Source organism: Rhizobium sp. YS-1r (assembly GCF_000757525.1).
Taxonomy (GTDB): Bacteria; Pseudomonadota; Alphaproteobacteria; order Rhizobiales; family Rhizobiaceae; genus Neorhizobium; species Neorhizobium petrolearium.
The window spans coordinates 50,047-66,472 of sequence record NZ_JPYQ01000004.1; the positions used below are offsets into that span (position 1 = coordinate 50,047).

The window sequence follows — 16,426 nt, forward strand, 5'->3', positions numbered from 1 at the left end:
AAGAAGGACCGTGTCTGGGCGCACCTGGACGCTTCTGGCTTCCACGGCGCTCGTGAATTGTCTTGCCGGGTTGGTGGCCAACGCTCCCGCATCGGCTCAAAGCGTGACGACGTCCGGAGAGGTCAATCCCTCTCCCGCGACGTCACCCGTTTGGAACGTCGGTGGCGAGCTGCATGTCGGTGACGTCGGCGTCGGCTCCTTGGTTCTGGAAGGTGGCGGCGTTGTCAACAACACCTCGGCCTCTGTCGGCAATCAGGCAGGGTCCAGTGGCACGGCAACCGTCATCGGTCACGGATCGACCTGGACGAATAACGGGTATGTTTCCATCGGTTATTTCGGCTCCGGCACCTTGAACATCGAAGGCGGCGGTACGGTCAACACCACATACGGTTATATCGGCGCCAATTCGGGCTCCACCGGTACCACGATCGTGACCGGCAACGGCTCGACCTGGCACAATACCGGCTCGCTGACCATCGGCCAGTCTGGAAATGGTACGTTGTCGATCGAGGACGGCGGTGTTGTCGACAACACGAGTGGTTATGTCGGCTTCAGCCCGCACTCTATAGGCAGGGTGACAGTGGTTGGAGCCGGATCAACCTGGTCGAACAGCCAAGACCTTTATGTCGGCCATTTCGGATATGGCACGCTGGATATCGAGGCCGGCGGCACCGTCAACAACAAATACGGATATATCGGCGCCAAATCCGGCTCCACTGGCATAGCGACCGTCACTGGCACAGGCTCCACCTGGACCATGGTCGATGATCTCGCTGTCGGCGATGGCGGCGCCGGCACGCTATCTGTTGAGGCCGCAGGCCAAGTTCGCAGCGGATTCGGTTATGTCGGCACCGGGTCCGGAGCGGAAGGCCGCGTTACCGTCACCGGCACCGGTTCGCAATGGACCGCCGCCCACAGTCTTTTTGTCGGCGATGCCGGTGGCAGCGGCTGGCTTTTGATCGCAGATGGCGGCTCAGTCGCCAATGGCTACGCGGTGATCGGCAGCGGCACCGGCACTGGAACCGATGGCACCGTCATCGTGACTGGAGCGCATTCCAAATGGGACAATCTGGGCGACCTCAATATTGGCAATTCCGGTACAGGTCGGCTCTCCGTTGAAGACGGCGGTTCGGTCGTTACCGGCTGGGGCAGTTTTGTCGGCTACGGGGTAGGAGCGGTCGGCACTGCTGTCGTTTCAGGGGCCGGTTCTTCATGGTCGAGTGCACTCAATCTTAGTGTCGGCGTATTTGGCAACGGCGAACTTGCCGTAACGAATGGCGGGAGGATCTCCAGCTACGGCGGGTTTATCGGCGACTTCGCTGGTTCAAGTGGCGCGATCACAATCAGTGGCATCGGCTCATCCTGGAACGATGCTGCCGATGTCACGATTGGCAATAACGGTGCGGGCACTTTATCTGTCGAGGACGGAGGGCAAATTTTAAACGCCCTCGCCTTTATCGGGAAAGAAACCGGGGCGACGGGAACAGCCACGGTTACCGGCATTGGCTCGACCTGGACCAATAGCGCTGACCTCACTATCGGAGGTTCGGGCACAGGCAGCCTGACGATCGCAAATGGTGGCGCGGTCATCAACAAAGACGCTTTTATCGCTCGTCACTCCGGTGGCGCGGGCGAGGTCGTGGTTCAGGGAAAGGAAACTACCTGGACCGGCGAACGCATTTTCGTGGGACTGGTCGGCACCGGCAAACTGACGATAGCGCAAGGTGGCACCGTTTCCAGCGCGCTCGGGATTTTGGGCTGGAACAGTGGAAGCAACGGGTCTGCCACGGTGACGGGTGCTGGCTCGACGTGGATCAACAGCACGGATCTCGCCATCGGCGATCTGGGCTATGGAACGCTGACGGTTGAGCAGGACGGCAAGGTCTCCGCAGGGGGCGCAATCACACTTGGCGCTCAGGCAGGCTCGACCGGCACCTTGAACATTGGTGCAGCAGCGGGCAATGCCGCGGCCGCGGCCGGCACGCTAGACGTTGCATCACTTGCCTTCGGAGCAGGAACCGGCACGCTGGTATTCAATCATAGCGGCCTCGCCGATGGTTCGTCGGTAAAGTTCGTTGCGGATATTGTTGGACACGGAACGATCCTGCATGAGAGCGGCGACACCATCTTGGGTGGCAATGGGTCCCATTTTACGGGAGTGACGGAAGTCACGGGGGGCCGTTTGACGGTCGCCGATCGGTTCGGCGGTTCAGCCTCGGTTCGTGGCGGGCAACTGCTGGTGAACGGCAGTTTCGGCGGCGATGTGACAGCATCTGACATGGGAACAGTTACAGGAACCGGCACGATTGACGGTGATCTTTCGCTCTCTAACGGCGGCATTCTTTTGGGTGCACAGGGTACGACGCTGTCGATCGGCGGCGATCTCGATTTGGATGACGGTTCGATCATTGACGTCGCCCTCGGTGGCGCTCTAACCTCGGCATTGTTCGACATTGGCGGCAACTTGACGCTCGACGGCACGCTTGCGGTCGCCGATCAGGGCGGGTTCGGGGCCGGTGTCTACCGGCTTTTCGACTATGCTGGAAGCTTGACCGACCATGGCCTTGGGATCGGCCCGACACCGGCAGGGATCGTGGCTGACGATCTGAGGATCCAGACGGCGGTTAGCGGTCAGGTCAACCTGATCTCGACCGCGGGGGCAGAGCTTGGCTTCTGGGATGGTGCCAATGCTGCATTGCACGATAACGGTGCGGTAGATGGCGGTTCCGGCGTCTGGTCGGCCGACGGGCGCAACTGGACCTCCGGCGATGGTGCGTTCAACGGATCGTTCAAACCCAATCCGACCTTCGCGATCTTTCAGGGACCTTCCGGAGCGGTGACTGTCGACAATTCAGCAGGAGCAGTCGGCGTCACGGGAATGCAGTTTGCAAGCGACGGGTATGGCATCGCAGGCGATACGGTCACGCTTTTGGGCATAAATGGCGAAAGCATCATCAGGGTTGGCGACGGTGGTGCAACGGACAGTGGAATGGCCGCAGGAATATCCGCGTCCCTTGGCGGAGTGTCGCGCCTGGTAAAGACCGGCGCCGGGTCCCTGGTCCTCAGCGGCAAGAACACCTACACGGGCGGCACCCGGATTGCCTCCGGGACCTTATGGCTGTCCTCGGATGCCAATCTGGGCGCCGCGTCGGGTGGATTGATCTTTGATGGAGGAACGCTGGCGACCACGACAGGCTTTAACTCCAGTCGTACGATCACCCTCGACGACATCGGCCGTTTCGACGTTTTCGGCGATCGCGAGCTTGCCTTGTCCGGCGCAATATCGGGGGCGGGAGGGATTGAGAAGTCTGGTACCGGCACATTGAAGTTGGCGGGAAATAACCTTTATGAGGGCAATACGCTGGTGCGCGCTGGAACCCTGATCGGTAGTGCAGACGCAATCCGCGGTTCGATCGGCAATGCCGGCGCCGTGGTATTCGAGCAGGACGCCGATGCCGCCTTTGCCGGCGACATCGCCGGTCTCGGCGGTGACCGGGGCGAGATGATCAAGCGTGGAGCTGGCACGCTCATACTGACTGGGGTGTCCCTGCTCGACTGGGATATCGAGGAAGGTGGTATGGTTTCGACGACAGACCGCTTCGCAGGCGACCTCGATCTGGCGCAGGGTACCGGCTTCACCTTCGACCAGATCTATGACGGCACCTATGACGGAGCGATTTCGGGATCGGGAACCGTTAGCTTCCTTGGCGGGGGCCGAATCGCGCTCACCGGTGACAACGCAGCCTTTACAGGCTTCAGCGAAGTGTCTGACACGACCCTGATCGTCAACGAGGCACTCGGCGGCTCGGCATTGATCGGAAACGGCGGGCGCCTTCAAGGCTCAGGTACGATCGGCTCGGGCGACGGCTCGACGGTGACACTTGCGCCCGGTTCCACCCTGGCGCCTGGTAACTCGATCGGAACGCTGACGGTGGATGGAGATCTGGTCCTTGATGTCGGCTCTCGTTACGAGGTGGAAGTTGCCCCCGGCGGCAAGGACACCGACTTGATCAAAGTGACCGGATCGGCCACGCTCAACGGCGGCACCGTCGTCCATATCGGCATGACAGGTGCTTATGATCCGGCCGCCACCTACACGATCATCACCGCCGACGAAGGGGTAAGCGGCGCCTTTGATGCGGTCACGTCCGCGTTTGCCTTCCTCGACCCGAAGCTCGGCTATAGCACAAATAATGTGACGCTGATGCTGAGCCGGAACGATATCGATTTTGCACAGGCTGCCGTGACACGCAACCAGATCGCTGCAGCGCAAGGGGCAGACAGCCTCACCTTCGGCAATGATCTTTACGACGCGATCGTCCAACTCGATGAGACGACCGCACGCGCAGCCTTCGACCAGATCTCGGGTGAGATCCACGCCTCGGTCACGACAGGCTTGATTGAGGATTCGCGCCATATCCGCAGCGCCGCCAACGACCGCCTGCGGGCGGCCTTTCAGGGAGTGGCTGCCTCCACGGATCCAGTCATTGCCTATGGCGCCGATGGACTTGCCCCCGTCCCTGCCTCCGCCGATGCCGGCATCGCCGTCTGGGGAAGCGGTTTCGGCTCATGGGGATCGACCGACGAGAACGGCAATGCCGCTCATCTCGATCGCTCCGTCGGCGGCTTCGTCGGCGGAGCTGACGCCATGTTGACCGATGCGTGGCGGGTCGGATTTCTGGCTGGCTACAGCCAGTCGTCCTCCAGCACGAATGATCGCGCCTCGTCTTCCTCGAGCGATAACTATCATGTCGGGTTTTATGCCGGCTCGCGATCGGGCGATTTTGCCTTCCGCTCCGGCCTCGCCTATACCTGGAACGACATCGCGACCGACCGCTCTGTTGGCTTTACCGGATTTGCCGACAGCCTTGGGGCCAACTACGACGCCGCCACCTTCCAGGCCTTCGGGGAATTCGCCTATGGCATGGAAACGACGGTCGCCCGTTTGGAGCCATTCGTCAATCTTGCCCATGTTCGCGTCGGCTCAGATGGCTACCGGGAAACCGGCGGTGCGGCCGCCCTCACCTCCTCCAGCCAGACAACCGATACGACCTTTACCACGCTCGGGCTTCGTGCCGAAAACAAGGTTGCGATCGGACGAATGCAGATCGGCATCACCGGCATGCTGGGCTGGCGGCGTGCGTTTGGCGACACCACGCCGACCGTCACCCATGCCTTCGCCGGTTCGGATGCCTTCACCGTGGCAGGCAATCCGATCGCAAGGGACGCAGCCGTGGTGGAGGCTGGTATCGATGTCGACGTCGCACCCGGCGCCAACCTCACCATCGCCTATCAGGGACAAATCGCAAATGGCGCTCGAGACCATGGTTTTACCGCCAAACTCGGCGTTAAATTCTGAGCAAGACATCCACTCGAAGACAGAACGGAAAAACGATCGAATGAGGGAAATAAGGACAAGCGCGAGTCGGCAGCCACCGTCAAATTGTTGCATTCGCTCTAGAAATTATTCACTCAGCTTGGAAGTCGGCGTTGCCTCGGGTGGTGGATTCTTTATCTTATCAGGAAGACTCATATCTATTTTGACGTGATTTTTGATTTGAGCGGGCGCTGCGCTCCGCTCTGGGGGATCGAATGCATAAATCTAGATGGCAGCGCCATGTGGCCCTGCTCTTGGCAACAGTGGCGGTTCCTTCCGTTGCGTTCTCCCAGGACGTCATTCCTTCCGGCGGTAGCTTCATTCGAGGATCCGGCTCTGTAGAGGGTACAGCCTCGGGCTTGCTCATCAATCAGACAAGCGCGACCGGCATTATCGAATGGGGTAGCTTCTCGATCGGATCCGGTGCGGCGGTGCATTTCGATAACGGCTCAGGTGCGACGCTCAATAGGGTCACAGGCAATCTCGGCTCACGCATCGACGGGTCGCTGACCGCAACCGGGTCACTTTATCTTGTCAATGGAGCCGGCATCGTTGTCGGAGAAAGCGGCATGATCTCGACTGGCGGCAGTTTCTTTGCCTCCACTCACGATGTCGCCAATGAAGATTTCCTAGACCGAGGCCCGATGACCTTTGCCGGCCGGTCGACAGCCTCTGTCGTTAATCTTGGCACGATCAGCTCGAAGGCGGGCGACGTCGCGCTGATCGCGCGCGCGGTGGAAAACAAGGGTAGCATAAGCGCTGAGAACGGCACGGTAGGCTTGGTGGCCGGTTACGAGATCTTGGCGAAGGATAAGGCCGACGAGAACGGCCTCTTCGCGGTCGTAGTCGGTGGATCGGATACGCAAGCGACGAATTCCGGCGCGATTGCCGCCGCCAATTCGGAATTGCGCGCCAATGGCGGCAATGTCTATGCGCTTGCCGGCAATACCGGCGGTGTCGTCAAGGCGACCGGCGTGACGAGCGAAGGTGGGCGCATCTTCCTGACGGCGGGGGAAGGCGGCAAGGTCCAGGTGACCGGCAAGCTCAAGGCGACCCGCCCGCAAACGGCGATCGCGAGCCTGCCGACGCGCGTCCCGGTTCCGCAGGCGCGGCCGGACAGCGGCGGCGACATCCGCATTTCCGGCGGCAGCGTCACGATCAACGGCACGGTCGAGGCAACCGGCACGACAGGCTCCGGCGGCACCGTCGTCGTCACCGGCGACAAGATTAAGCTGGGCTCCGCTGCAGCGGTGGATGCCTCCGGCGCAACCGGCGGTACCGTATTGATCGGAGGCGATTACCAGGGCGGCAAGGACGCTGCGACGAAATACCTGGCCGAGACGGTCGCAACGGCCGACACGGTGGCGATCGCCAAGGGCGCTGCCATCCGGGCGGACGGCACGCAGGGCGCGGGCGGCAATGTCGTTGTGTGGTCGGATAACAAGACGACATTTGCCGGCACCATCAGCGCCACCGGCGCAGGCAGCGCCTCGGGTGGCGACGCGGAAGTATCGGGCAAGGCCGTGCTGGTCTATGACGGTGCGGCGGATCTCAGGAGCGAGAGCGGCGCCTTCGGCAACCTGCTCCTCGATCCCTACGACCTGACGATTTCAAGCGCGGCGAGCAGCGGGATGTCGGGCTTCGACGCCAGCGCCGCCGACAGCGTCCTCAATGTGACGACGCTGACGAACGCACTCGCGCTGGCCAATGTCACCGTCACGACGGGGAGCAGCGGGTCGCAGGCGGGCAACATCACGGTCGCCACACCGATTACCTGGAGCGCCAACACCATTCTGACGCTGAGCGCCGCCGGCAGCGTGCTGATCAATAAGGATATCACGGCGACCGGTGCCAATGCTGGCCTGGTTCTCACTTACGGAACCGGCTACAGCCTGAACAACGGTGCTCGCGTCACCCTGTCGGGATCGGCGGCGAGCCTCTCCATCGGGGGAAACGCCTATACGCTGATCCACGATGTGGCCGGCCTGCAGGCTATGGTCGACGGCACGAACTACGCGCTGGGCAACGACATCGATGCTTCTGCGACCGCCAGTTGGAACGCCGGCGCCGGCTTCATCCCGATCGCCTCCTTTGCCAACACGCTGAGCGGTCTCGGGCACACGGTGGACGGATTGACCATCAACCGTCCTGGGCAAACAATCACCGGACTGATCGGCGCCTTGTGGGGGACCGTCAGGGACCTGACCCTGTCGAACGCATCGGTCTCCGGCAGCGGAAGGGTCGGCGCCGTTGTCGGCAACGTGCTCGCGGGCTCGCTCATAAATGTGCATGCGACGGGCAGCGTGACGGGCGCGGCGGGCCAGATCGGCGGGCTGGTCGGCTGGCTTGACCAGGGGTCTATCTCCGGGTCCTCGTCGGCCGTGACCGTCAGTGGCGGGGACGAAGTCGGCGGACTGGTCGGCCGTCTGCGTGCCGGCTCGATTTCCGATTCCTACGCCACGGGTTCAGTCACCGCAACCGGCGACTATGCCGGCGGCCTTGCAGGCGGTATCTATCAGGGCGGCACTGTCACCAATGTCTATGCCAGCGGCAGGGTGACGGGCCCGTCCAATACAGGCGGATTGATCGGCGGGGAAACGCTGGCGGGCCCGGTCACGGTATCGAACGCCTATTGGGACGTGAATTCCACCGGGCAGAGCACGAGCTTCGCCGGCACGGGCATCTCCAACGCCTCGGCCTATACGCAGGCGACCTATGCCGGCTTCGATTTCACCAATACCTGGGTGATGATCGCCGGCCAGACACGGCCGATACTGCGCAACGAATATTCAACCGTGGTCACAACCCCGGCTGCGCTGCAACTCATGTCGCTTGACCTTTCGGCAAGCTACACGCTGGGTGCCGATATAGACCTGACGGACGCATTCACTGCAGTCGGCGGTTACTACAGCGGCCCGTGGCGTGCTTCCGGCTTCGTGCCCATCGGCGACAACAGTTTTCTCTTTACCGGCAGTTTCGACGGCCAGGGCCACACCATCAGCGGCCTGACGATCAACCGCGCCGGAACCAACTATGTCGGCCTGTTCGGCTATACGAACGGCGCCACGATCGGCAACGTGACGCTCTCCGGCGGCAGCATCATCGGCAATGACGACGTCGGCGCGCTTATCGGCTACATGGTCGGCGGCTCGGTATCGGCGGCATCGGCGAGTGCGACCATTTCGGGAGTAAGCACCGGAGAGGCCAATTCCGGCGGCCTCATCGGAGCGGTCAATGGCGGCGCTGTGAGCGGTTCCTCGGCAAGCGGCAACGTCACGGGCGCCGGCTATCAGGTCGGTGGCCTTGTCGGCTACCTCCTCAACGGCGGCACAATCACGCGATCCTACGCCACGGGCAATGTCACCGGCACGAGCACCAGCGCGGGCAACGGTTATATCGGCGGTTTGGTCGGTGCCAACGGCTATAGCCTCGACGGCGGCACCATCAGTCAGTCCTACGCCACCGGCACGGTCACGGGCAGTTCCGGTCCCATCGGCGGCTTCGTCGGGCATAACGAGGGGACGATCACGGATTCCTATGCGACCGGCCGCGTGGTCGGTCTGGGATCGGCTTCCAACATCGGCGGGTTCGTCGGGGTGAATTATGTCAACGGCACCATCACCAATGCCTATTCGACCGGCTACGTGACCGGCGGCGCGCAGGTTGGCGGCTTCGCCGGCTACAACAACAACAGTACCTCGGCAATCACCAACGCCTACTGGAACACCCAGACCACCGGACAGTCGGTCGGCATCTCTGGCGGCCCCGGCAGCGCTACGGCCCGCACCACAGCCCAGCTCCAGGGCAACCTCCCTGCCGGCTTCTCCTCGTCCATCTGGGGAACCGGAACGAACCTCTATCCCTATTTCAAGTGGCAATACGCAGCGACGCCGGTCGCCGTTTCGGGCACCGCCTATAGCGATGCCGGCATGACGGCGCTGGCGGGCGCGAATGTGACCGCCGTATCCGCCGGCAGCGCCATGGGCAGCGCCGTCACTGGCGCCAACGGCTATTACTACATCATGCTCGCCCCCGGTTCCTCGCTCGCTTCGACCGGCGTGCTGGCCTATCTCGACAACGGATCGACCAAGGGGAGCGCCTTCTCCGATATCGCCGGCGCCAACGGCGCGCAGAACGTCGCAATCTATGGCACGGCGGCGCACCTGATTACGGGCCAGACCCCGCTTACGGCAACTCAGGCCAACTATCTCGCCACGTTCGGCAGCTATGCCGACACCGATCTCGGCTTTCTCTCCCCGTCCTCCTTCGCGTCGCTCACCACGTCGGGCGGCTACGGCGTCTATCTCAACGCCTCCGGCAACTACTCGCTCGACGCTGACCTCGGTTCTGCAGGCCTGTTGTCGATCGACAGCGGCGGCAGCTTCGGCGTCAGCGGCACGGTCGAACTGTCGGCGGGGGGAGACCTCGACATCGCGGACGCCATCTCCTGGTCGGATGCCTCCAGCCTGAGGCTCACCACGGTCGCCAGCAGCGACATCACGCTGGGCGGAGCCGTCAGCGCCGCCAACGGCACGCTCGTCATCTCCGCAGCCGGCACCGCCACCACGTCGAGCGCCATCGATGTGGGCCTCTTCTCCCTCACTGCCGGCACCTGGAGACAGGTCGCCGGCACACTCGCCTCCTTCAACGCCACCGACTTCCGCCGCGGCACCGGCACCACCTTCCTGCGCGCCACGGGCGGCGACGGCACCTCGGCGACGCCTTACCAGATCGTCGACGTCTTCGGCCTGCAGGGCCTCGCCTCGGCGAGCCTGCTTACAGAGGATTTCGTTCTCGTCGCGGATATCGACGCCTCCGGCTCTTCCAGCTGGAATTCGGGCGCGGGCTTTGCCTCCATCGGCGATGCCACCACATCCTTCACCGGAAGTCTCGACGGCGACGGGCACACCATCAGCGGCCTCGTCGTCAACAGACCGACCACCGATGCGGGCCTGTTCGGGGTCATTGGCAGCGGTGGCGCTGTTAGCGATCTGGCGGTCGCAGGTTCGGTGCGAGGTCTCAATGCCGGCCTCGTCGCAGGCGTAAGTGCCGGCGCGATCAGCAACGTTGCGACGTCGGGCAGTGTGGGCAATACGGGCTCTATTGCCGCGGGTTCCCTTGGCGGCATCGCCGGCATCAACGACGGCACCATCACCAATGTTGCATCCTCGGCCACGGTGGGCAGTGCCGACGACAGCATCGCCGGCGGGGTTGCCGGCACCAACAGCGGCACGATAAGCGCCTCCTACGCCACCGGGTCGGTGAGCGTGGGCGACGATGGCCGCGCGGGAGGTCTCGTAGGCTATAATTCCACCGGCAATATCAGCAATGCTTTCGCCACCGGGGCGGTCACGGCCGGTGCCGGCGTCGCCGGAACCGCCGGCGGCCTCGTCGGCGTCAATTCTGCGGCGATCATCAATACCTATGCCACAGGGAATATCTCCGGCGGCTCCACGTCCGGCGGCCTCGTCGGCGTCAATAGCGGAACCGTGGCGAACAGTTATGCCGCCGGTACGGTGCCATCTTCGGCAGCCCCCTATGGCGGGTTGATCGGCAACAATGCCGGCACTGTCACCGCGAGCTTCTGGAATACCGCCACCTCCGGCACCGACCTCGGGGTCGGGGTCGGATCCGCCAGCGGGATAACGGGACTGGCAATGGTCCAGATGTCAAGTCTTTCGACGTTCACAGGTGCCGGTTGGGACATCGACGACGCGGGCGGCACAGGCGCGGCATGGCGCATTTATGACGGTTTTACCATGCCGCTCCTGCGCAGCTTCATGTCGAACCTCACCGTAACCGGCGGCAACAGTTCCAAGACCTATGACGGTTCGGCAAGCTCCTCGAGCGTCGGTACGGTCGTCTATAATCCTTCTGGCTACGACACGTCGCTTGTATTCGGCACCGCGTCGTACACGGCTTCCAGCGCCAATGCCGGCACCTATTCCGGCGCCGGCCTGACGCTCTCTGGACTTTATTCGAGCCAATTCGGTTATGATATGACCTTCACGCCCGGCACGCTCGTGATCGGAAGGGCGGCGCTGACGGTGACGGCAAACAATGCAAACAAGACCTATGACGGCGTTGCCTATTTGGGTGGCAACGGTGTGACCTACAGCGGTTTCGTGGGCGGCGATACAGCGGCGAGCCTCGGAGGCACACTTGCCTATGGTGGCACGTCGCAGGCAGCGACGAATGTCGGCAGTTATTCGATCACCGCCTCGGGCCTGACGTCTGGCAATTACGCCATCACCTACCTCCCCGGCACGCTGACGGTCTCGCCAGCTGCGCTGACGGTGACGGTGAACGCGCAGACGATTGCCTACGGCAATAGCGTTCCTGTATTGACCTATTCGATCACGGCCGGCAGCCTTTTCGGTGGCGACACGCTGACCGGCGCGCTCACGACGGCCGCTTCGTCTACGTCCAATGTCGGCACCTACGGCATTGCGCAGGGCTCGCTTGCGGCATCGTCCAACTACGATCTGACCTTCGTCGGAGGCGACCTGACGATCGCCAGGCGGTCGATTACTGTCACGGCCGACGACCTGACGCGCGTCTACGGCGAGGCAAACCCGCCTTTCACCTACACGATCGGCGGCATGGGGCTCGTCGGTACTGACACGCTCTCCGGTGCGCTGGCCACTTTGGCAACGTCTTCGTCCGATGTCGGCATCTACGGCATCACGCAAGGCACGCTTTCAGCGGATGGAAACTATTCGCTGAGCTTCTTTGAGGGAACGTTGACGATTACATCAGCGTCGGCACCACCTATGCCCCCTCTCCCGCCGAGACCAGCCTTCGAACCATCGCAGCCCCTTGGACTTGGCGGCCAACCTTCCTCCGGGATCAACGACCCCTCTATGTGCCCAGCGGGAATGGTGATGGGCGGCGCTTGCGTATCACTTCCCCATCCGGCGAACCTGCCGATCGGCCCGTTCCTTACCGTCGGAGCGCTTCGGTGATCATTCACAAACCTGTTATCACCGGCATTCGTTGGTCTTCTTTCATCGGCCGGTCGTCATCGTTTGCGGCAGTTGCGCTGTTCGCCACAACAGGCAATCTAGCTGCCCAGTCGCCGGTGGTGGAACGTAACCTACCTCCAGCGGTCAGTGCCGCGGCCCCCACGGTCTCACTTCCGGACGAAGCGGTGATTGCAGCCGACGAACAGCCTTTAGGTCCTGATCTCGTCGGCATCCGCCTGATCGGGCCCGAAGAACAGCCAGACATCGGCCGTACACGCGGTATCGTGATCGGCGGCATCGGCGAGGGAAAAAATCTTGAACCGGAGTTAGTGCGTGTCCTTCGACCTCTCATAGGGCGGCCGCTGTCCATGTCGCTGATAGCCGATGCCCAATCCACCATCGCCGGCGTCTACCGGCATGCCGGCTATCCGTTCGTATCGGTAACGATCCCGCCTCAGGAGATTACCGCCGGTGTCGTCAATCTTCGGGTGATGGAGTTCAAATTCGGCTCGGTGACCGCAAGGAGTGCGGGGGGCACAGCCGCGAGCGGTCTTGCCGCTCAGGTAAGGGTCCCTGAAGCCGGGCGGATTTCCTCAGCCAGTGTTAACGAGGATCTGGCCTGGCTCAACCGATCTCCGTTCCGGCGCGTACAGGGCCTGTTTTCGCCAGGTTCGGCGACCGGAAATTCTGATCTGGTTCTGGATGTCACTTCTGGCAAGCCTTGGCAGGTCTATGCGGGTTACTCCAACACGGGGACCAAAGCCACAGGACATGACCGTTTCTTTCTCGGCGCGGGGCTTGCAATACCCGGCATCGATGGAGCGTTCGGCACGTATCAACTGACCGGATCATCAGATCTCTTCGAGGATCTCAGCGGCCTTTTTCCGGACCATAGCGATGACCGGGCACGCTATCTGAGCCATTCGGCTCGCTTCGTCCTTCCACTCGACGGGCGCCAGGCGATCGATTTCAGCCCATCCTATATCGCCACGCGTCAAACGGAAGAAGGCTTCACTTTCGACAGCACGATTATCGAACTTCCGCTTTATTATCGCAGTGCGCTTTCCAACATCCTGCCGGGTATTTATGGCGGTGAAGTCTATGCCGGCGTCGAATACAAGCATCTGTCCCGCGATACCTTCTTCGCCGGGCTAGACCTCGGAGGTGCACAGGCAGAGGTGTTCCAATTAGGCTTTGGCTGGACGCACAGGTTTGCGGACGATCTCGGATCGACCGAAATCGATCTCCATATCAAGGCCAACCCCGGCGGTCTCTTCGGCGACAATACCGCCCGCGCATGGAACGTCTATTCGAATGGAACCGTAGCCGATACAAGCTACGCCTATTTGGCCGGCAGCGTTATCCGGGACACCGAGTTGGCAGCGGGCTTTCGATTTTCCAACAACGTCGTCTTTCAGTTGGCGGGCCAGTCTTTGCCTGATACCGAAAGGCTGTCGATCGGAGGATTGGACGGCGTGCGCGGGTACGGCCTCAACGATGCGGTAGCCGACACCGGCATCATTCTTCGCAACGAGTTGCGTCTCCCCACACTTTCGCCGCTTGGCAGCGACCGGTTTTCGCCCTTCGCTTTCATCGATCTTGGATTCGGGTGGGACAGGATCTCCGACGAGAAGCTGTCGCTCGCCGGAACCGGTGTTGGTGTCGACTATAGTCTGGCCCAGAACCTCAATTTCAACGCCACAGCGGCATTCGCACTCGTTGACGAAGGCAGCCTCAGCGCCGGTGATTTCGACTTCAAACTCAGGCTGACGGCACGTTATTGATGCAGGCGGCTGTGAACCCAAAAAACACAAGGAATAAGCAAAACACATGATCATCCACAACCCGTTCAAACGCGCCCTCACCGCAGCGTTGTTGTTGGGCTCGTCCCTGTTCCCAGCTCTTCAAGATCAAGCTCTTGCCCAGACGGCGCAGGCCACCCTGCCGGGTGGTGCCAACTCACTGCAGGAGACCTATCAGGACTGGAGGGTCGCCTGCGGCGTCGCTCAAAGCGGCAAAGTCTGTTCCATGTCGCAGTTTCAGCAACAACAAAACGGCCAGCGAATTCTCGCAATCGAACTGCAGCCGAGCAAGGATGGAAGCGTCACAGGCGTTCTGGCGATGCCGTTCGGATTACAGCTTGACGCCGGCGCGAACCTGAAAATTGATAACAATCCTCCGCTTCCCAACCTAAGGTTCTCCACTTGCGTCCCCGCCGGATGCCTTCTACCGGTCAACTTCTCAGCAGCGAACGTCGCGACCCTCAAGACTGCCGCGACACTGAACATCACAGCGATTTCGCTCGAGGCTTCGCAGCCGGTCAATCTTTCCGTCTCGCTCAAAGGCTTTGCCGCAGCCCTTGAACGTCTCAACCAGCTTCTGAAGGGATGATGGGAAGGCTATGCGAAATATCACTAAATCCCAATCGCCAGTCCGACATGCGTAGTACCGCTACACGCGGCTACGAATGCGGAATAACGACGCGTATTCCGGAAATAGGTCGCCGCTGGGACCGCGACTCGATGCCGGCCCCCTGAGCGTCGATCTGTAAATGTACAAACTCTATAACTGAACTCATTGAAAAAGTTCACAATCCCGGTCGGCATGCAGGATCGTGATCGTTTGCCTGCCTTCCTGCCGCAAGCAAATCCCACAGCGCATCAGGTTCGCAGACGCGGCAGAGGTGGAATGAAACATCAGCGGCAAGACGGAACATTGCTCAACGCCTTGGCTTGCACCTCCTTAATCAACGCAACCGGAGTGCGACTGGCGTCCGTCGCCGCAATCGGTGCCGCCTCCAGGGGTGGAAAATGCGGCGGATCGTTTGCGCGCCATCTTGACCGCGCTCAACGCAGCCCGGTCGCCCTCCCGTTAAGATTTGCCGTGCTGGCAAAGAGTGGGAAGAGCGATGGACCGGCGGAAAATCATCAAAAAGCAATTGAGAACCGCACTTCATTCGGCTGTTCTCATCCTGGGCATGGCCATTATTGCAGCGCTTTGTGCCTACGGTTTGTGGGGCTGGAAAGGCATGTTCGCGGCCTTCTCGGGCGTCATACTCGGTTCAGCGCTGGCTCCGTCCTTTCCAGCCGAAGCGATCCTCCGCACCTACGGCGCCCGCCCCCTCGCCCGCGACGAACTGCCCGACCTGTTCGCGGCGGTAAGTACGCTATCCGTGCGCGCCTCGCTGCCCAACGCGCCTGAACTCTGGTACATGCCCACACAAAAACCGCTCGCCCTCACGGTCGGCGTGCCGTCCAAATCTGCCATCATGCTTTCCAACGGCTTGATAAGGTTGCTTACGAGACGCGAACTGATGGCCGTCATCGCCCACGAAATCGGTCATGTGCGCAACCACGATCTGCGCATCACGACGATCGCCGATATGCTTGCTCGCATGGCCTCCATCTTCGCCAATGCGGGCATCCTGCTTACACTGTTCAACATCCCGCTTGTTATTGCCGAGCGCATGCATTTTTCGTGGCCAACCATCGTTTTGCTGATCGTCTCACCGACGATCGCCAGCCTGCTGCAACTGGCGCTGTCGCGCACCCGCGAGTTCGAAGCCGACATGGCTGCCGCAGATCTGACAGGCGATCCTGAAGCTCTGGTCGCGGCGTTGATGAAGATGGAGGCCGTCGAGGGACGTTTTTGGGAATCCATGTCGCCCGGCCGCCGTATGCCTGATCTGCGTCTCCTTCGCACGCATCCTCTGACCCGCGAACGTGTAGGTCGGCTACGTGAGCGCGGGACGCATAATCACTTCAGCCGCCTGCCCTTGCCTTAATGGACTTCCAACCCATCCAGAGCCGATCCCGGAGGGGCGATCAACTTCAAATAGCATCCATACAGCCCGGGCAGCCCGCATATCGTCAGCTATGAACGAACCTAGCGCGGCAGGCGACAGGAGGCCGCCCATGCCTCGACTGAAAGGACGATCATCCCGCTCATGAGATAATCTACGGGTGTGCCTGGCCGACGAACGACATCTTTCGAAAAGAGCATGCGAATGTTTTCTTGAGTATTCCAAAATCCTTTGAGCTTGATCTCGATCACTGTTCGCTTGCCGGATGTCGTTATCATGGCC

General features: G+C 61.5%; 5 protein-coding genes. All 5 read left to right on the forward strand.

Annotated elements, in window-relative coordinates; all coding sequences use genetic code 11:
- Window positions 1-10 precede the first annotated feature (10 nt).
- Window positions 11-5,359, forward strand: a complete 5,349-nt coding sequence (locus tag JL39_RS30790; protein ID WP_161784735.1) for an autotransporter domain-containing protein — start codon at window positions 11-13, stop codon at window positions 5,357-5,359.
- Window positions 5,360-5,592: 233 nt separating this feature from the next.
- A complete protein-coding gene (locus JL39_RS04030; RefSeq protein WP_081952705.1) occupies window positions 5,593-12,342 on the forward strand; it encodes an MBG domain-containing protein in 6,750 nt (2,249 codons plus the stop codon).
- Entirely contained in the window at window positions 12,339-14,126 is a 1,788-nt protein-coding gene (locus tag JL39_RS04035; protein WP_161784736.1) for a ShlB/FhaC/HecB family hemolysin secretion/activation protein, read from the forward strand. The genes JL39_RS04030 and JL39_RS04035 overlap by 4 nt, the downstream gene beginning before the upstream one ends.
- A 46-nt stretch (window positions 14,127-14,172) precedes the next feature.
- Window positions 14,173-14,733 carry an invasion associated locus B family protein gene (locus JL39_RS04040; protein ID WP_081952707.1) on the forward strand — a complete coding sequence of 187 codons (561 nt, stop codon included), beginning with the start codon at window positions 14,173-14,175 and terminating at the stop codon, window positions 14,731-14,733.
- Window positions 14,734-15,250: 517 nt separating this feature from the next.
- Complete coding sequence (locus tag JL39_RS04045) at window positions 15,251-16,126, forward strand: zinc metalloprotease HtpX (RefSeq protein WP_052182658.1); 876 nt, start codon at window positions 15,251-15,253, stop codon at window positions 16,124-16,126.
- Window positions 16,127-16,426 lie beyond the last annotated feature (300 nt).

Excerpts from the sequence above, each read along its gene's own strand:
- JL39_RS04030 (WP_081952705.1), top strand. The coding sequence starts at position 5,593 with ATGCATAAATCTAGATGGCAGCGCCATGTGGCCCTGCTCTTGGCAACA.
- JL39_RS04040 (WP_081952707.1), top strand. The coding sequence starts at position 14,173 with ATGATCATCCACAACCCGTTCAAACGCGCCCTCACCGCAGCGTTGTTG.
- JL39_RS04045 (WP_052182658.1), top strand. The coding sequence starts at position 15,251 with ATGGACCGGCGGAAAATCATCAAAAAGCAATTGAGAACCGCACTTCAT.